This is a genomic window from Roseomonas rosulenta (assembly GCF_016106005.1).
Lineage (GTDB): Bacteria > Pseudomonadota > Alphaproteobacteria > Acetobacterales > Acetobacteraceae > Neoroseomonas > Neoroseomonas rosulenta.
The window spans coordinates 1-17459 of the sequence record NZ_JACADR010000004.1; the positions used below are offsets into that span (position 1 = coordinate 1).

Below are 17459 nucleotides of genomic sequence, written 5' to 3' on the forward strand. Positions count from 1 at the left end.
CCTGCGCGCTCGCCGCGGGCGCCATCGCGGCGGCGCGCAGCGTGAGGCACGTCCGGCCTCTTACGCCGGCCGCCATGCGGGCCCGCGCCGTCGCGACCGCGCAGCAGCTCCTCGCCCGCCCCGCCGACCGGTCGCGCATCGGGGCAGGCATGCTGAACCTGCAGAGGCTAATCGCCCTGCCTTGACCCGCCGTGGCGATGCCGCCGCGCCTGCTATTCGGGAAACCCCACCGCCCGATACGCCCCGATGATCCGCTCCGCATACGCCTTGTCCGGGTTCTGCGCATAGACGCGCTCAGCGAAGACCCGATAGGCCGCCGGAGTCTCCCGCCGCAACTCCTCCGCAGCTTGCCGCGCCTCGTCCATCCGCCCGAGCATCGCAAGGCTCGCCACCACCACGCGCCGCGGCGCCCCGAAGCGCGGAGAGGCGCGGATCGCCGCCTGGCCGAAGGCGATGGCGTCCTCAAGGCGCTCAGCCATCTGGTGGGCGAAGGCGATGCCCATGAGGAACGAGCCCATCCAGGGATCGAGCGGACTAAGCCGCATGGCGCGCTCGAAATGGTGGATCGCCGGCTCCGGGCGGCAGCCATACAGATGCACGAGGCCGGCACTGCCTTCGACCAGCGCGGAGTTCGGGCACAGCGCGACCGCGCGCTCGACCGCGCTCAGCGCTTCCTCATGCGCATAGGCGAGGTAGGCGATAGCAAGGGCCGCCTGCGCAAGCACGGTCGGGTCGTCCGGCATCTCGGCCATCGCTTCGCGGGCGAGGCGTATCGCCTCCTCCCGCTCGCCGGGCCTCGCCCAGCCTTCCGCCTCGCGCCGCACGTGGCAGGCGGCCAGCAGAGCCTTCGCGCGCGCGAAGTGCGGGTTGAGCTCGAGAGCGCGGCCCAGCAGCGCCACCGCCTCCGTGCTGCCCGGCTCAGTCATGGCGTGATACTCGGGCAATGCGCGGAGATAGAGATCGTAGGCGTCGAGGCTTCGGGGCGGCTTGCGGCGCGCACGCTCGATCTCGGCGTTGCGCAGGCTCGGATCGAGCAGCCCGACGACGGTTTCGGTGATGCGGTCCTGCAGGTCGAAGATGCCCTGCAGGTCGCCGTCGAAGCGGTCGGCCCAGAGATGGTGGCCCGTCTCGGCCTCGATCAGCTGGCCGGAGATGCGGACCCGGTCGCCTGATTTGCGCACGCTGCCCTGCAGGAGGTAGCGCACGCCGAGCTCGCGCCCGATCTGCCGTACGTCCGCCGCGCGGCCCTTGTAGGTGAAGGCGGAATTGCGCGCGATGACGAAGAACCACCGCAGCCGCGCCAGGCCTGTCGTCAGTTCCTCGGTGATGCCGTCGGCGAAGTAGTCCTGGTCGATATCGTTGCTGAGGTTGGCGAAGGGCAGCACTGCAAGAGAGGGCCGATCGGGCAGGGCGGGGAAAGCAGTCGTAGGTGGGTCCATCGTGGCGGGCGGAGCGTTCCCCGAACTGCTCCGTGCCTGGCTCTTTGCCAAGACTGATCGCCCTCCCCACAGCCCCCCCGAGACCACGCGGGCGATGGCGCGTGCGGAGGAAGACCAGCCTGCTTTCGCGCCTGCGGCCGCCGTGCTGCCAGCCGGCACTCCTGCGCTTGGCGCGCTGGCACCGACCGGCAGGAGCGGTGCGTCCTCGCCTTGCGGCAGGGGAGCCCTGCCAACCAGGCGCGCCACTTCCTGCACAAGCCGTTCGACCGGGGGGCCGCGCGACGCGCCATCCCAGCGCGTCAAGTCCACGGCCTGGAGCGATACAAAGCCGAGGGGCACATCCACGCGCTCGAGCCGGACGGGGATGATGGTCCGCAGCCGCTTGGCGAGGGTCGCTTCCTCGCGGACCCAATCGCTGCGGACGGAAAGGCTGCACCAGAGCACGAGGACGGCGCGCGCATCGCGCAGTTCCCGCTCGATCGATTGCGAGAACTCCTCCCCCGCCAGAAGCGCGCGGTCGAACCAGACGCTGTAGCCGCGTCGTTCGAGGACGTGCGCGATCTGCTCGGCGGTGGTGCGCCTGTCGGACTTGTAGCTGATGAACACGTCGGCCATAGGCACTCCGGGCTCCGTGCCGCGATCGCTGCGCAGGCGCGTGCCGACCGCGGACCGTATTCTGGCCACGCAGAGAAAGGCCGTCGAGGGCGTCTTGGTGAGGTATCATCGAGCGGTGTGGCCGCCGCCTTCCGATGTCGATCGGTCGTGTCCCGGTACGAGGTGATATGGGCGGCGCCTGTCTTGCGCGCGAACGCCGGCGCGCTTGCGCGCGAGCGCCGACGCGCTTGCAAGTTCTGTGGCCGGCGGCCGTTGCGGCTCGACGGGGAACTCCATCACCCGCGGGCAGGGCCACGCGGAAAACCCCGCGCCGCAGGCGCTCAGCAGCGCCAGCGCGCTCGGCACTGCATGCTGCCGCATCGCCGGCCTTCCTCGTCAGTTGCTCTGCTATGGCCGCAGCCACCTTCGGCGCATCGCGGCCCTCGCGGCGTCCGGCCAGATACGCGGCACTGAGCGTGGCCAGGGGCGCCCCGACGAGTGCCAGCCGGCCCTGCGCGCGCCCCGGCCGCCGCGATCACGCCGCACGCTCCCGGTGCAGCAGGATGGCGATCGCGCTGGTGGCGACTGCCAGCACGAGCGCGACGCCGATCCAGCCCGGCACGCCCGCCAGCGCCTGTACCGCCGGGGCTGCGGTCGCCGCCGTAACCGCACAGCCGCCCGGCTTCGCCGCCTCGGCGCCTTCCGAGGGCGGAGCGGCGGGCGCGACATGTCGGCTGGCGACGACCGCCCCACACGCCCAGAGCCCGGCCTCGGCGGCACGCCGGTTCACCAGCCCCGGCAAGGTGATCAGCCACCCGTTGCGCCGGCGCTTCGCGTAGAGCCCCATTCGCTTGAGCGCGCCGTCATCGTCGCCGTGGTAGAGCGGGGCAACGATGTCGGAGAGTGGTCCGCCCCGGTGTTTGTTGCGGCCCAGCCCCGATCAGGAAGAGAGCACCATCATGATCTCACCCTTCGCTTGGCTTCGCGCGGATGCGGAGCGAAAGGTCGCTCACGTTCAGAACAGCGCGCTGCGCCGCTGAAGCTCAGGCCGCGGGGCTCGGACCGGTTGCACCTCGGATCATCGGGTGCGGACCAGAAGCACCCGACCATGACCAGGCTGTCCGACACCCAGCGCGTGATCCTTGGCCACGCGAGGGGATGCGCGAGCCAGCGCGAAAAGCGGCGTAGCGGTGCGAACCAAAGCGAAACTGGCGGAGGGAGTGCGCCCCGATTCGAACCGTCGCTGGCGTAGAAGGCACCTCTCCAACGATCAGCCCTTCGCGTCCTCCTTCGCCCAAGCGTAAGAGACCTTCAGGCTGTTAAGGTGGCTCCAAGGAAGCCAACGCTCCTTCTGCATCCGCCCCACCACTATCCCCGGGGCAACGCCCATTTCCTTGGCGACGGCCTGGACACGCGCGGCTGACACCGACCCTTCTTTCGACAGCGCGTGCAGCTTCCGAGCGTAAGCCGGCGGCACGAGCCAATCCCTGGCAAAGGCGTCCGCTTCGGCTTCGCTTTCGGGGTCGAGCGGTGCAACGCCCTCTACAAATTGCATCCGCTTGCCATGCAGCAGGATGTGCGCCGCCTCATGAAAGAACGTGAACCATAGGTGGTCGTTGGTACGATACCGCAGGCTCAGCATGAGCAGAGCCTTGTCCGGCGCAAGCCACCTCGTTGCCCCGCTAGCAGGACAACCCTTCGGTGCCTGCGCGAAGACCACAGCGACACCGCACTCCGCCGACCGCCGAACCAACACATCGACGAACCGCTCCGGCGGCTCGGTGGTCAGTGCGCGAAACTCCCCAAGCGCAGCGCGAAAGACTCCCTCGTTGAACGGCCGACATGCCAACGCTTCGGCCGCTCGCTCTCCCTGCCGCAGCCAGGCCGCCACCGCTCCCACTGCCATCGCCTGCGACTTGGCCGCGCGAAACGCCGCGACGGGGGTCGCATAGTGCTGCCTCCACGCATCGACAGATGCTACCCCGAAGAACCGCAAGCACTCGGTCAATTGGTCGGCCCGGTCCTTGACCTTCGGCACCCACCCGAAGCCAACCATGTCGCGCAGCGGCAACTCGCTAAGCCATTCGGTCTGCGCTTGCCGCTGTTCACGTGCCCGAAGCGCCTCCTGTGCCGCGCGATACTGCGCCTCCCTTCGAAGCCAGAACCCCGTGGTCGAACCAAGCACTGTCGCCAGCCGCTCCGCCGCATCCGGCGTCATGGCCGTGCGGCCCTGGATGAGATCGTTGACGTGCTTACGCGTAAAGCCAAGGCGATCCGCCAACTCAGCCTGCGTCCAGCCCCGCTCGTCGAGGACGTCCGCGATGGTCTCGCCAGGCGGGGAGACCCAATCCGGGGCAAAGGCGGTCTCAGTCATGGTAATCCCCAACAAAGACGATCTCGATTGCAGTGACCCGTTTCCAATCAGGCCCGGTTGTCGACCCTCCCTGGCCTGCCGCGCGGAAAACCAAGCGATGCCCACCAGCTAAGTCCAGCGCGAACTGACCCGCGCGGGATCCAGTCAGTGGATGCGGCCTGCCAGCAACCAGCTCAGCAACCGTGTCGGCTGCCTGGAGATCCGCGAGGCGGGACCGAAGCTTTCGAGCGCTGTCGGCTCCAAGCGCCTTTGTGGCCTCTCGGGGATCCGAACAAAGCTTTGCAAGCTTCCTCGATGCGAAAGATATATCCACGACTCGGGAAATTCAAGATTGATGAACCTCTTAGGTGCATGCTTTTGGCGTCCCAGGTCAAGGTAGATGTTTGGGCGCCGCTCGCACCGCAGCTCATCGATCAATCTCGTCCAGCAGCTTCGCGGCCTCGCTGACGACCGACTTGAGCTTTGCAATCTGCCTGCCCCGCGGCGATCGATCTCGGCCACTGACTTTGAGGACTGCCCCATGCACGGCATCGGAGCACGCCATCAGCAAGACCAGGTGTAGGCCACTTGGTCCCCGCGTTCCGCTGATCCACCCCTTCACCGCACGCTCACTCGCCCAGGTCCCGCGCATGAGGTCCTTCGCCGACCGGCCAGTGGCGGCGATCTCACTTCGCAGCGCCAACCCGATCTCGCGCGCGTAGCACTCACGCGCTTCCCGCGCATTCTCGAAGAAGGGCAACCTGTTGCCCTTCGAGTGCAACCGATTGCCCTTCTTTGTCCGCACAGCACGATTCGCCCTCGCTATCCTCGGGACGAAATTGCAACGCGGTCCGAACTGTCGCGCAGCTTCTGCTTCTCAGCAGGAGCGGCAGGGTCCCTACGCGGAGCGAATGACAATGAGAGGGACGCAGCGTGACGCAGGCTCCCGGCGCGAACGACGACAATCCATCGGTGCCCACCACCATCCGTGCCGCGGAATACGTGCGGATGTCGACCGATCACCAGCGCTACTCCACGGAGAACCAGGCCGACGCGATCCGGGAGTACGCCAAGCGACGCGGCATCGAGATCGTCCGCACCTATGCGGACCACGGCAAGAGCGGCCTCAGCATCGCTGGCCGGGACGCGCTGAAGCGGCTGCTCGATGATGTGCGGTCTGGACGTGCCGACTTCACCACCATTCTTGTCTACGATATCAGCCGCTGGGGTCGCTTCCAGGACGCGGACGAAAGTGCCTATCACGAATACGTCTGCAAGCGCGCCGGCGTCACGGTCGAGTACTGCGCCGAGCAATTCGAGAACGACGGCAGCGTCGGCTCCGACATCCTCAAGAGCGTCAAGCGGGTCATGGCGCGGGAGTACAGCCGGGACCTGGGCAACAAGACCTTCATCGGTCAGTGCCGGCTGATCGAGCTGGGCTTTCGCCAAGGCGGAGCACCTGGGTTCGGCCTTCGGCGAGAGCTGCTCGATGAGGCTGGCGCATCGAAGGGCGTGCTGACGCGGGGCCAGCAGAAAAGCATTCACACCGACCGTGTCGTGCTCGTGCCCGGACCATTGGACGAGGTCGAGACGGTGCGCTGGATCTATCGCACTTTCGTCGAGGACGCCCGGCCGGAGCGTGAGATCGCGGCCATGCTCAACGCCCGCAATCTGCGCACGGACCTGGACCGCCCCTGGACACGTGGCACGGTCCACCAAGTTCTCATCAACGAGAAGTACGTCGGCGACAACGTCTGGAACCGTATCTCCTGCAAGCTCCATGGCAAACGAGTTCGCAATGGACGCGATATGTGGGTGCGTCGCGACGCCGCGTTCGAGGCCGTGGTCGATCGCCTGCTGTTTGACGCTGCGCAGGTCATCATCCAGGAGCGCTCGCGCCGGCTTTCGAACGACGAGATGCTGGACGTGTTGCGCCGTGCCCTCGCGCATCACGGATATCTGTCTGGCCTGGTCATCGACGAGACGGACGACGCTCCCTCCAGCAGCGCGTACCAGCTTCGCTTTGGAAGCCTGATCAGCGCCTACCAGATGGTCGGCTTCACGCCGGACCGGGACTACCGCTACATCGAAGTCAACCGCCTTCTGCGGGCGATGCATCCCTCAGTCGTGGCAGCCGTCCTTGAGGGAATTCGCGCTGCCGGTGGCTCGGTGGAGCAGGATCCGAAGACGGAGCTCCTGACGGTCAACCACGAGTTCACCACATCGGTCGTTCTGGCGCGCTGCCAGGAGACAGCGTCGGGCGGGCGTCGGTGGCATGTCCGCTTTGATACGGGCATTGCTCCCGACATCACCGTCGCGGTTCGGATGGCGCCAGGCAATTCCGAGGCGCTCGACTACTATCTCTTGCCGCGCCTCGACATGAACCTGCCGCGCCTTCGGCTCCGCGAGAGCAATGGCATCTCCCTCGACGCATACCGGTTCGACAGACTCGACGCGCTGTTCGATTTGGCAGCGCGAACTCATATTCTGGAGGTCGCATGATGGCCGATGCCCAGCCGCCGATGGTTCAGTCCGTTGCGATCGACCTGATAGAAGTGATCAACCCGCGAGCCAGAAGCCAGAAGACCTTCCAGGAGATCGTCGCGAGCATCGCAGCCATCGGTCTCAAGAGGCCGATCACCGTGGCGCGGCGCGTGACTGCTGGGGCGGCGCGGTACGATCTGGTCTGCGGCCAGGGTCGACTGGAGGCGTTTCGTGTCCTCGGCCAAACCGCAATCCCGGCGATCGTGGTCGAGGCAGACAGCGAGGATTGCCTGGTTATGAGCCTGGTCGAGAATTTGGCCCGGCGACAACACCAGGCTCTCGATCTGCTGCATGACATCGATGGCATGCGCCAGCGCGGTCATTCCGAAGCGGACATCGCGCGCAAGACCGGACTGACTGGCGAGTATGTGAGAGGGGTGCTTCGCCTGCTCGGCAAGGGCGAAACACGTCTGATCCGCGCCGTGGAAGGCGGCCAAATCCCCGTGAGCATCGCGGTGGACATCGCCATGGCCAAGGATGAGGAGACCCAAAACGTCCTGCAGGACGCGTATGAGCGGAACCTGCTGCGGGGCCATAGGTTGATCGCGGCCAAGCGCCTTGTGGAATTGCGCCGACGCCGCGGCAAGGGGCTGAGTCCGACCGACCCGAAGCGCCATCGCACGCTGTCGGTCGAGGCCCTCGTTCGCACCTACCAGCAGGACACGGACAAAAAGCGCATGATCGTCCGGAAGGCGGAGGCGACACGAGATCGCCTCGTCTTCGTGACGGAGGCGCTACGTGCGCTGTTCTCCGAAGACGCGTTCGTCAATCTGCTTCGGGCGGAGCAACTGGAAACCCTGCCGCGTGGCCTCGCCGAACGCCTGCAGAGCAAGGGGACGAATTGACCATGGCCGTCGATCCCATCACCGGTCCAGTTCGTTCGGCCTTCGAGAGCGCGGGCATCAGGATCCCGATCACCAGCATCGAGATGCTGCACTCGGTCCCAGCAAAGGTGAAACGGTCTTCGAAGTACGCCCGGATTGCCGCCTCAATTCGAGAAGTCGGCGTGATCGAGCCGCCGGTCATCGCGCGCCATCCCTCAAAGCCAGGACGCTACCTGCTGCTCGACGGTCACCTGCGCATGGCGGTGCTGGAGGAGCGCGGTGATGTCGATGTGGTGTGCCTGATTGCGACGGATGACGAAGCGTTCACCTACAACAAGCGCATCAATCGGCTCGCCATCGTCCAGGAACATCGGATGATTCTGAAGGCAATCGAGGACAGGGTTCCCGAGGAGCGCATCGCCCGCGCTCTCAACATCGACATCAGCACGCTGCGCCACAAGAAGAAGCTGCTGCACGGTGTGTGCCCGGAGGCTGTCGAGATTTTGAAGGACAAACCCGTTTCGTCGCATGTCTTCGCCGCACTGAAGAAGATGGCTCCGATGCGTCAGATCGAGGCGGTCGAGCTCATGGTGGCCATGGACCGATACACAGAGAACTACGCCCGGGCCTTGCTTGCTGCAACGCCGCAGGCGCAGCTGATCCCTGATGGAAAGCCCAAGCAGGTGAAGGGCCTCAGTGATGATCAATTAGCTCTGATGGAGAGGGAGTCGGGGCAACTGAACCGCGAGATGAAGGTCGCCGAGCAATCTTATGGAGGTGACCATCTCCATCTCGTGCTGGCGCGCGGATACCTCGCGCGGTTGCTCGGCAATGCGCGTGTCGTTCGCTATCTCGCGCAGCAGCGGCCTGAGTTTCTGGCCGAATTCCAAAAGATTGCGGAGATGGACAGCGTGGCCGCGTGACCGTACCCGGCCATTGAAAGCCCAAGGAGCTACGGGGACCCGGACCCGAAAGCGCGGGGACCGCCGGAGACGCTGCACTGTGGGGCAGATCGAGGGCGGTGGTGGGGATGGCGGCGAACCCGCTGGTGCCCGCCAGGCCGGCCGGCATAGGGCCGGCCGTACCATCAGCGTCCGACCGTGCCTGCCGCCGCTCGGCACACCCGCCTGGAGCGCCGGGCACGGTCGGCGCGATGAACCTCACCGACAGATAGCCCGATTGAACGCGCGGTCCGCCGCCATCGCATCCATCATGCGGGCGAGCGCCGGCGCGTTGCCGAGTTCGAGGACGGCCTGCCGCTGCAGCTCGGTGGGGAACTCTGTCACGCGCGGACAGGGCCGATCAGAAATCCCCGCTCCGCAGCCGCTCAACAGCACCAGTACGCTCAGCATCACGAGCCGCCGCATCTCCAACCTTCCTCGTCTGCTGTTCCTCGCGCATGGCCTCGACACTGCGGGCATCGCGTCCGTCGCGGCGCCCCGCCAGGTAGGCGGCGCCGATGGCCGCCAGTGCTGCCCCCGCGAACGCAAGCCAGCCCTGCACCCGCGCCCAGACCGCGGCGATCACACCGCGCGCTCCCGGCGCAGCAGGACCGCCACGGCCACGGCCGCAACGGCCAGCACCAGCGCGACACCGATCCACACAGGCACACCGGCCAACGCCTGCAGCGCCGGCGCCGCGGTGGCCGCCGCAGCCGCATAGCCGCCCAGCTTCGCCGCCTCGGCGCCTTCCGTAGGCGGCGCGGCGGGCGCGACATGCCGGCTGGCGACGAACTCCCCGCGCGCCCACAGCCCGGCCTCGGCGGCGCGGCGGTTCACCAGCCCCGGCACGGTGACCAGGCGGCCATTCCGACGCTGCTTCACGTACAGCCCCATGCGGCGGAGCGCACCGTCATAGTCGCCGCGGTTCAGGACGGCCGCGATGTTGGCCAGGGGCTTCCCCGTCGCGGTGCTGTGGCCAAGGTTGAACGCGAACGACACCAGCGCGCCGTGCTGGCCGTCGGTGAGCGGAACGGTGATGCTGCGCGCGATCGCCGCCTCGACCGGCGCCAGGTCCTCCAGGAGCAGCCGCTCTGCCTCGGCCTGCGTGATCCGCTGCCCCGGCCGCGCGGTGCGGGTGTGCCCATAGCCGATGGTCAGAGTCCCGCGGACGGCATCGCCAGGCTGAATGAACCGCGGCGGCCGCAACGGATCGGCGTCGTCATAGGCGTGGAGGACGCAGCCCTCCCAGCGCTTGAGCAGGTCGAGCGCCTCGGCGCTGATTCGGCGGGCGGTCATTCCCCACCTCCGAACCGCGCGGTGAGCAGCCGGTCGAGCTTGCCGTCGAGCTTGTCGAGGCGGGCGAGGACGCGGCCGACATCGGCGTACAGATCCGCCTTGGTCGCGTATTCGCGGGCCAGCTGCTCGCGCGTGCGCGACAGGCAGAGCTCCATCTGTCGCAGGCGATCGAGCGATGCCTTCAGGAAATAGGCCAGCGGCGCGATGGCAAGCGTCGTCACCACCTGCCACAGCAGGGTCGGGGTGAGGTCCATGATGTCCTCCAGGGGAGTGTGAAGCCGGCCGGGTGGGGCGTGGTGCTGTGGCGGACCGCCGGGCGTGGGCAGGCCGTTCAGGCGATGGTCACGCCTTTCCAGACCGCGGCGCCGGCGGCGGCATCGGTGCAGAACCAGATCTTGTCGCCGACGGTATCGAGCCACTGCGAGCCGACGCCGTAGCCGGCCGCGCTGTCGTCGCTGGCGCTGGGCGCGACGGTCGCAGTCAGATTGTGCCGCGGCCCGAACTCGATGCCGTTGGCGGCACCGTTCACCCGCAGCAGCTTCCCTGCCGCGCCGGCGTAGGAGGCCGGGGTATCGGTCAGCGCGAGCAGGGTTGGGTTGGCCGCGTCCGCGGTCTCGACCACCTCGATGGCGAATTGCAGGCCGTTGGCAACGCTGGTGCGGTTCGCCGAGGCGAAGGCCAGGATCTCGAAGTAGTCGCCCGGCGTCACGGCGACGACCGCCGAGACGAGGCTGACGTCGGCGTTGGTGTAACCCGAGGCGGCGATGAAATCCGCCTGGCCGACGAAACTGGCGCCGTTGCGAAAGATCCGCGCGCCATGATTGGCACTGCCGCCGGTCCAGCTGATCCGGCCCCAGAGGCGAACCTTGGTCACACCGGCCGGCACGGTAAGGCGGGTCGGCGCCGCACCGCTCCAGAAACCGTCCGTGTCGTAGGTCGCGTCCGTGAAGGCCAGGGCCGTCGCGGTGGTGGTGATTGTGAGCGTCGTCGCCCGCCGCACCAGCGCACCTTTGAAGGGCAGCATGACGCGCGCCAGGATGCCGCTGCCCGCAGGCCGCCAGGCGGAGCCGTCGAATTGCAGCAGGTCGCCGTTCAGGAACGGCCCGACCACATCGGTGAGATCGCCGAGCGCGGCGGCACCGCCCACGCCATAGCAGTTCGTCCCGTTGCCCTGGATCAGCACGATGGCGCCGTTGCCGATCGTGACGCTGGTGCCCGTTGCATAGCCCACGGTGATGTCGAGCGCGCCGCCAGTGCTGTTCTGGATGGCGAGGCGCCGCGCCTTGCTCGGCAGGGTCACCTTGCGCACCGCGGTGTTGCTGCCGGTCAGGGTCACCAGGCCGGCGCGCAGCGCCTGGGCGTCGGTCAGGGTGATGTTGGCATCGCCCATGGCGATGGCGATCGCCGCATTGGCGCTGGCGTCAAGCGCCTCGAAGGCGGCGTTGGCAGTCACTTCCTTTTGGTTCTGAGCCGCCTGGATGAAGGGAATGCCGAGGCTGGTGGTGCCGCTCATGGGCTGCTCCTCACAGGACGGCCTCGGCGGGCAGGCCGCGGCCGACCTGGGCGCTGATCTGCTGCAAGCGGACAAACACTGCGGCCTGGGTGGCGCCGAAGTCGGTGGTCTGGTTCGCCGCCGAGTAGTTCGCGGTGGGCGCGGTGACGGCGATGGTCCGCACCACCGCCTGCGTGTAGGTGACGGCGGCGATGTCTGGACCGCCGACGGTGGCGTAGAATGCGAGCTCGGGGATGTTCCACCAGGAACCGCCGTTCAGCGCGGTCACCGCGATGCGGAGACGGGCATACGTCGCGGGTGCGGCGAGGCTGTATTTGCGCAGTTCGTTGACGGCCCAGCCGGTGATGCCGCTGCGGGTGTCGAGGAGCTCCCAGGCGGTGCCGTTCCACCCTTCGACAGTCCAGGCGTTGGGGCTTTCGGAGGTGGCCCCGGCGGCGCCGCGCAACCCGTACTGGCGGACGGTCTGCGGGGTGGCGAAGGTGACCTCGGCGGTACGCGGCGAAGGCGAGGCGCCGATAATGGTCCAGGTAGATGGATTGCCATCGAAGATCACGGAGGCGGTGCCGCCTGATGCCGCGTAGGTCCTGGTGACCGCCGGCGGCCCGTTCAGCACATCGATCTCATAGGCCTCCGAGGCTTCCGACAGCGGCACGGTGCCGGTGCCGTCGAGCCATTCGCCGCCGAGACGGGTGCGGCGGATCCAGCTGATGGTCAGGTTCTGGCTGCCGTCCCGGCTCCCGGTGACCTGGCAGGGGGCATAGGGGCGCTCCGCCCGGCCGCGCGCTGCCTTGGTGACGGTGCTGGCCGCGGTTTCCACCGTCTCGAACACGGTGACCGCGCGGTGATGCCGGGTGGCAGATACCTCGCTGGCCTGCGCCTGGAACTGGAAGCGCGCACTGTCCAGCAGCACGAAGCTGTCGCCGGCGGCGCGGGAGGCGATCAGGTCCTCGGTGCCGCGCCGCCCGCGCAGCAGGCCGGTCACGCGATACCGCCCGGCGCCGAGGTCGGTGGCGTCGCGGAACTGCACAATCTCGGCGCGGCCGTCCGAGCCGATCAGCGCGGCACGGTTGGCGCCGTTCAGCACCTCGAGCTCGGTGGCACTGTCGAGCTCGCCATCGGCCAGCTGCACCTCGATGGCGCTGGCCTCGTCCCAGATCCAGGGCGAGACGGACACGGCGGGACCTACCTGGACGCTGCCCCAGGTGACTGGCGTGGTGATGGCGCCGAGGCTGGCCCAGCTTGCCTGGTCCGGGCTGCGGTTCAGCACGACGCCGCGGAACCGCTGGCCATCATAGGCACCGACCAGGGCGTATTCCCGCAAGCCGGCCTGGCCGAGATCGTCGCCGTCATCGACCAGGGCGAGGTCGGGCAGCAGCAGGCGAGCGAAGTACGGCGCCGGCATGCCGGGCTCGGCCCAGCCGGCGCCGCCCTCGGCTGGCGCGGTCAGGGCGTAGCTGGCGGCATCCTCGGTCACCGCCTCCAGCCGCGTGACCCAGTTCGCCCCCAGTTGCGTCGACAGGACGCGGCAGCGGATGGCGGCGCCGTCGCGCGTGGTGAGCGTCACCGGATCGGTCGGCACCAGCCGCGCGTGTCTGGGGCCAACGGCGCAGGACAGGCGCGTGCGCTCGCGCCAGCTGCCGGTGATCAGCCGCCGCGCCACCGCCTTGGCCTCGCCGGCGGTCAGCGGGATGGGGAGGTCAATGGCGGCAGAGGCATTGGCGCCGACCGTGGCGGTCGGGCTGGTCGGCCGGCGCCAGGACTGGGCGTTCTGCTCAAAGCCGCGATCGACATCGAGAAACCGCACGGCCAGTTCGCGCGGCAGGTCGGCATCTTGCGCCCGCTGCTCCTGCAGCACGGAGCCATCGGGTTCCTCCCGCACCAGCTCCGCGTAGGGGATGGTGCCGACGACGGACCCGCCGCGCTTGCGGAACAGCAGCACGTCGTCCTGCTCGACGGCGTCGAACTGGTAGGCGCTGGCGAGCGGGGTGATGGCGTCGCGCGCCGAGGTGGGCCGCGGCAGGATGTAGCCGCGCAGGCTATCGGTCAGCGCGACGGTATTGATGTCCGTCCCCGTCAGGCCAGCGCGCTGGCACAGCGCGGTGACCACCTGCCCGACGGTCAGGGTGTTGGCCGCGGCGCGGGAGAGGTAGCGCTTGGCGATCTCGCGCACGCCGGCGCCGGCGGAGACCTGGCCGAGCACCGCCTGCTGCTCGTCGAGCCAGAACAGCGTCTTGAAGTTCGCGCCCGCCTGGTTGACCAGCACGTCGCCCGAGCCGGTCTGGAGCAGGAAGTTGCCGCCGAGGCCCCAGGTGGCACCGAGCACGCGGGTGATCTGACCGCGGCCGTCGTGGAAGGCCGGCAGCACATGGTCGACCACCTTCCAGACCACGCCGCCACCGGGCGCCCACTTGATGGTGGAGAAGCGTCCCCAGCCGCTGAGTGGCCCGCCGATGCCGGACAGCGTGATGACCAGCGTGTCGTCGCTCTGATCCCAGAAGGCGGCCTGCAGCAACGGCCGGACGGCGAGCGGGTCGATCTCGGCCTGGACGTCGATGCTGGCAAAATCGTCGCGAAAGATGCCCATGGCGGCGCCGCCGCCGAGGCTCGCCGCCCCCGAGTAGTAGCGGAAGCGGGCGACATCGATGCGGAAGGGCGTGGCGAGTTCCGAGGCGCGCAGATACCACAGCTCGACGCCGCCATCGTCGCGGGTGCGCCCGGGGACGAGGATCACCGGAAAGGTCAGCGGGCCAATGCCGAGCCCGATCGGCACCGGCGGCGGTTCGATGGCGACGTCGCCGGCGCCCCAGACGTACTCCATGCGGTCGGCGTCGATGGTCAGGGTCGATGAGTAGGAGCCCTGCACGATGACGAAGCTGCGCGGCCGCGCCCCAAGCCGCGGCACCGACAGGCTGGTGATCGCCATCGGGTTGACCAGCCGGGTGCCGTTATCGCCGAAGCCGAAGCCGTCGCCGAGCGGATTGCCGAAGACCCCGACCCCACGCATGGCGTCCGGGTCGATCTTGAACAGCGGGACGCGGTTGGCGCCGCCGCCGGTGATGTAGAGGAAGCCGTCGACGCCGAGATGCATCAGCCCGGTGCCGGTGCTGTCCGGTCCAGGGGTGCTGCCGAGGGGGAACAGTGGGCCGAGGATGCGGTCGAGCGTGTGCTCGCCGAGCGTCTGCAGGGTCACCAGGTCGTAGACCCGGATCATCTCATTGGCGCCGCCGCCCGAGGTCGAGGTGCGGACGCGCCCCTCGTAGATGCGGCCGCGGCGGTAATCGACGGCGACATTGCAGGCCCAGTTGCCGATATAGGTGCGCCCCGAGGGCGAGGACGGCCACAGCGGCGCCGCCGGCGGGATGGTCGCCACCTGCGGGAAGCTGCGCGCGGCGTCGCCGGCGAGTTCCACGGTGACGTTCGGCATGCGGTTGCCGAAGCGCTCCAGCGGCACCTCCTCGAAGACGAGGTAGGCGAGGCCCCTATGCGCTGGTGCCTCGTTGGCGCCGAGGGTGGCTGCGAGCAGCGGATCGGGCAGCTGGGTCTCGCTCCCCGGATGGAAGCGCCAGACCAGGCCGGGGATCTGCACCACCTCGCTGGAGCCGGTGGTGTCGTAGACCAGCTGGGCATCGAGCCAGATCCGCAGCACCTGCGGGTTGCTGGGTGGGATCAGCCATTCGCACAGGCCGACCGCCCAGGAGAGGTAGTAGCTGTAGGTCGTGGTTTTTGCCCCACCGCCACCCTTGCCCTGGCGGTGGGTGGTGGCGCGTTCGCGCAGGTCGGTTTTCCAGACGACGTTGCCGGCCAGTTTGACGCGGCCGACCGCGAGCGGGATGGGCAGGCCGTAGCCGGAGGTCTGGACGGTGAGGTCGTTGAGCCGCGGGCCCTGGGTGTCCTGACCCTTCGGCGGGAAGAGCAGCGCGCCTGCGGCGCCGCCGAGTGCCCAGCCGATCGAGGCGCCGAGCGGGTTGAAGCCCGAGACGACGAAGCCGATTGCCGCGCCCGCGCCGGCCACGGCAAGCTGGGCCATGGCTCAGGCCTCCGCGGAGATTGAGAGAGACGGCAGCCGGAAGGCGCCCAGCAGGGGCTTGCTGAGTTCCGCGTCCATCGGCTGCTCGACCACCTGGCGGCGAGGCGCATAGGCATGCAGGCACGCCGGCACGCCCCAGGCGGGGTGGACGGAGGCGATGCCGACATGGCCGCCGTACAGGCCCATGCGGAACAGCAGCACGTCGCCGGGCAGGATCTCACTGACGCGCTCGGCATGCGCCAGGACCCCCTCCAGCAGGCGGGTGCCCTGCGGCTCGCGGGCGTAGGGTGCCGGGTCGGGGAGTTCCACGCCAACCTCCCGCGCAGCGAGCAGCACCAGGCCGATGCAGTCCACCCCCGTGCGGCTGCGGCCGAGATGGCGCCACGGCACGCCGACATAGCTGCGCGCGGCGGCGACGAAGGCCGCGGCGGCGACGAAGGCCTCTGGGCTCACGCCGGCGTCTCCAGCACGGCGAGCGCGCCGGGGATGAAGGGCTCGCCGCGGAAGTTGAGGTAGTTGCCGAACACCGCCTGGCAGGTCGCCTTGCGCTTGTCGCAGCCGGGCTGGATCCGCAGCACGTCACCGACCGTCGGCGCGAAGGGCGGTGGCGCGAACAGCGACAGCACGCGGCCGGCCTGGTTCCAGGCCAGCACCTCGCGGGCGACGCCGGCATTGGCGCCAGACTGCCAGATGGCGACGCCGCCCTCGAAATAGCCGTTGGCGAAGCCGGCGATGGCGGCGGACATCACGAGCGTCACGCTGTCCGTCACCGTCTCTACCGTCGCCTGCTGCGTCCAGCCGGCGCCGAAGGTGAGGTCGACCTTGCAGCGCGCATCGCCGAGATCGGCGCGACATTCCGGCTGGTAGATGGCGCCGATGGACTGCTGCAGCGCTTGGGCGAGGCCGCGCAGCTCGGCGCGGAAGCTGCCGTCATCCTGCGCGATGACCTCGCCGAGCCGGCCGCGGCGGAGTTTCAGCTCGCCGTCGCCGAGGCTCGCCCAGTTGACCGCAAAGATCCGCACTTCGGCGTGGTCCCAAAGCCCGGCGCGCAGCTCGGCGGGATCGATGGCGCTGCTGTCGAGCAGGCCGAGCAGCTCGGTCTCATCGACGGCAAGCTCGGCGCCGGCGCTGATCGCGGCGCGCTGATAGCCGAGCGCGCAGGCATAGGTTTCGCCACCATAGACGAGGTCGCGATCGTGGTCGGTGAAGGTGAACACCGCGCCGTCGCGGCGCACGACGCGCCAGAGGGTGGCGAGCGTGGTCGCCTCGCCGGCGAGGTGCGTCGCGAGCGCAGCGGAGACGGATTTCATTCGCGGATCTCCACCACGGGGATGTCGGACCACTCGCCGATCTGGAACGCGGTCAGGCGCAGCGGCAGCGCGTCGGTGTCGAAGCGCGCCGGTACATCGAACTCGCAGGCCGCCTCGATCGCCTGGCCAGTCGTGCCGGCAAGCGCGCTGCCAAGGGTGATGACACCGGTGGCGAGGTTGACCTGGAACTGGCTGGAGCCGGTGCCGAGGCTGCGCTCGGCGCCGTTGACCCAGCACCGCACGGTGCCGGCGACGGGGCGGGTGATGGTCCGCGTTACCGAGGTCGGGCCCGAGATGTAGGTGCGCAGGATCTGCCAGGTGGCATCGCCACCGCCGGTGGTGCCGATCACCTGTCGGTCGAGCTGGTAGTCCGACCAGTCCTTGAACCGGAAGGCGTGCAGCCGCCCCGCCCGCGCCCGGAAGAAGGCGATCAGTACGGCGAGGTCGTTGTCCTCCCGCAGGCCGGTGGCGACGTTCCAGCGACCGCGGCCGGCGGACCAGTTCCCCTGGCGCTGCTCATGGCCGCCGGAGGAGACGATCACCGAGGTGGAGAATTCGGGGCCGCCCTCCGCCCCCTCGGCGATCCGGTCGGGGAAGCGGACGTCGTGGAAGGCCATG

Annotated in this window: 16 protein-coding genes; 4 read left to right on the forward strand and 12 right to left on the reverse strand. The window is 68.7% G+C overall.

Features of this window, described 5'->3' with window-relative positions:
- On the forward strand, positions 1–185 hold a 185-nt coding region (locus HW578_RS27630), incomplete at its 5' end, for a hypothetical protein (RefSeq protein WP_232478424.1).
- A gap of 27 nt (positions 186–212) precedes the next feature.
- Here HW578_RS27630 and HW578_RS01430 read toward each other — a convergent pair.
- From HW578_RS01430 to HW578_RS01445, 4 genes are all read right to left on the reverse strand, one after another.
- The gene (locus HW578_RS01430; protein WP_198368744.1) at positions 213–2054 is read right to left on the reverse strand and encodes a TIR domain-containing protein; all 1842 of its coding nucleotides are present in this window, start codon (positions 2052–2054) and stop codon (positions 213–215) included.
- Between the two features lie 514 nt (positions 2055–2568).
- Complete coding sequence (locus tag HW578_RS01435; protein ID WP_198368745.1) at positions 2569–2880, reverse strand: hypothetical protein; 312 nt, start codon at positions 2878–2880, stop codon at positions 2569–2571.
- 423 nt (positions 2881–3303) lie between these two features.
- The gene (locus HW578_RS01440) at positions 3304–4407 is read right to left on the reverse strand and encodes a helix-turn-helix domain-containing protein (RefSeq protein ID WP_198368746.1); all 1104 of its coding nucleotides are present in this window, start codon (positions 4405–4407) and stop codon (positions 3304–3306) included.
- 406 nt (positions 4408–4813) lie between these two features.
- Positions 4814–5146 carry a hypothetical protein gene (locus HW578_RS01445; protein ID WP_198368747.1) on the reverse strand — a complete coding sequence of 111 codons (333 nt, stop codon included), beginning with the start codon at positions 5144–5146 and terminating at the stop codon, positions 4814–4816.
- Between the two features lie 173 nt (positions 5147–5319).
- On the opposite strand from HW578_RS01445, the gene HW578_RS01450 reads away from it, so the two are divergent.
- The 3 genes from HW578_RS01450 to HW578_RS01460 are packed head-to-tail and all read left to right on the forward strand — an operon-like array spanning position 5320 to position 8677.
- Positions 5320–6888 carry a recombinase family protein gene (locus HW578_RS01450; RefSeq protein ID WP_369407787.1) on the forward strand — a complete coding sequence of 523 codons (1569 nt, stop codon included), beginning with the start codon at positions 5320–5322 and terminating at the stop codon, positions 6886–6888.
- Positions 6885–7775 carry a plasmid partitioning protein RepB C-terminal domain-containing protein gene (locus tag HW578_RS01455; protein ID WP_232478425.1) on the forward strand — a complete coding sequence of 297 codons (891 nt, stop codon included), beginning with the start codon at positions 6885–6887 and terminating at the stop codon, positions 7773–7775. The genes HW578_RS01450 and HW578_RS01455 overlap by 4 nt, the downstream gene beginning before the upstream one ends.
- Before the next feature lie 2 nt (positions 7776–7777).
- Entirely contained in the window at positions 7778–8677 is a 900-nt protein-coding gene (locus HW578_RS01460; protein ID WP_198368748.1) for a plasmid partitioning protein RepB C-terminal domain-containing protein, read from the forward strand.
- A gap of 237 nt (positions 8678–8914) precedes the next feature.
- Here HW578_RS01460 and HW578_RS01465 read toward each other — a convergent pair whose 3' ends face one another.
- The 8 genes from HW578_RS01465 to HW578_RS01500 form a co-directional block, all read right to left on the reverse strand.
- On the reverse strand, positions 8915–9121 hold the full coding sequence (locus tag HW578_RS01465; protein ID WP_198368749.1) for a hypothetical protein: 207 nt from the start codon (positions 9119–9121) through the stop codon (positions 8915–8917).
- Between the two features lie 156 nt (positions 9122–9277).
- A complete protein-coding gene (locus HW578_RS01470) occupies positions 9278–9991 on the reverse strand; it encodes a lysozyme (RefSeq protein WP_198368750.1) in 714 nt (237 codons plus the stop codon).
- Entirely contained in the window at positions 9988–10245 is a 258-nt protein-coding gene (locus tag HW578_RS01475) for a hypothetical protein (RefSeq protein WP_198368751.1), read from the reverse strand. Before HW578_RS01475 ends, HW578_RS01470 begins: the two co-directional genes overlap by 4 nt.
- Positions 10246–10322: 77 nt before the next feature.
- A complete protein-coding gene (locus HW578_RS01480; RefSeq protein WP_198368752.1) occupies positions 10323–11504 on the reverse strand; it encodes a hypothetical protein in 1182 nt (393 codons plus the stop codon).
- Positions 11505–11514: 10 nt separating this feature from the next.
- A complete protein-coding gene (locus HW578_RS01485; protein ID WP_198368753.1) occupies positions 11515–15531 on the reverse strand; it encodes a phage tail protein in 4017 nt (1338 codons plus the stop codon).
- A 3-nt stretch (positions 15532–15534) separates the two neighbouring features.
- Positions 15535–15984, reverse strand: a complete 450-nt coding sequence (locus HW578_RS28155; protein ID WP_198368754.1) for a C40 family peptidase — start codon at positions 15982–15984, stop codon at positions 15535–15537.
- Complete coding sequence (locus tag HW578_RS01495; protein ID WP_198368755.1) at positions 15981–16841, reverse strand: DUF2163 domain-containing protein; 861 nt, start codon at positions 16839–16841, stop codon at positions 15981–15983. Before HW578_RS01495 ends, HW578_RS28155 begins: the two co-directional genes overlap by 4 nt.
- A complete protein-coding gene (locus tag HW578_RS01500) occupies positions 16838–17458 on the reverse strand; it encodes a DUF2460 domain-containing protein (RefSeq protein WP_198368756.1) in 621 nt (206 codons plus the stop codon). Before HW578_RS01500 ends, HW578_RS01495 begins: the two co-directional genes overlap by 4 nt.
- Position 17459 lies beyond the last annotated feature (1 nt).

Bases quoted from the DNA above. Each gene is read 5' to 3' on its own strand.
- HW578_RS01430 (WP_198368744.1), bottom strand. From the start codon at position 2,054: ATGGCCGACGTGTTCATCAGCTACAAGTCCGACAGGCGCACCACCGCC.
- HW578_RS01435 (WP_198368745.1), bottom strand. From the start codon at position 2,880: ATGGGGCTCTACGCGAAGCGCCGGCGCAACGGGTGGCTGATCACCTTG.
- HW578_RS01440 (WP_198368746.1), bottom strand. From the start codon at position 4,407: ATGACTGAGACCGCCTTTGCCCCGGATTGGGTCTCCCCGCCTGGCGAG.
- HW578_RS01455 (WP_232478425.1), top strand. From the start codon at position 6,885: ATGATGGCCGATGCCCAGCCGCCGATGGTTCAGTCCGTTGCGATCGAC.
- HW578_RS01460 (WP_198368748.1), top strand. From the start codon at position 7,778: ATGGCCGTCGATCCCATCACCGGTCCAGTTCGTTCGGCCTTCGAGAGC.
- HW578_RS01465 (WP_198368749.1), bottom strand. From the start codon at position 9,121: ATGCGGCGGCTCGTGATGCTGAGCGTACTGGTGCTGTTGAGCGGCTGC.
- HW578_RS01470 (WP_198368750.1), bottom strand. From the start codon at position 9,991: ATGACCGCCCGCCGAATCAGCGCCGAGGCGCTCGACCTGCTCAAGCGC.
- HW578_RS01475 (WP_198368751.1), bottom strand. From the start codon at position 10,245: ATGGACCTCACCCCGACCCTGCTGTGGCAGGTGGTGACGACGCTTGCC.
- HW578_RS01480 (WP_198368752.1), bottom strand. From the start codon at position 11,504: ATGAGCGGCACCACCAGCCTCGGCATTCCCTTCATCCAGGCGGCTCAG.
- HW578_RS01485 (WP_198368753.1), bottom strand. From the start codon at position 15,531: ATGGCCCAGCTTGCCGTGGCCGGCGCGGGCGCGGCAATCGGCTTCGTC.
- HW578_RS01495 (WP_198368755.1), bottom strand. From the start codon at position 16,841: ATGAAATCCGTCTCCGCTGCGCTCGCGACGCACCTCGCCGGCGAGGCG.
- HW578_RS01500 (WP_198368756.1), bottom strand. From the start codon at position 17,458: ATGGCCTTCCACGACGTCCGCTTCCCCGACCGGATCGCCGAGGGGGCG.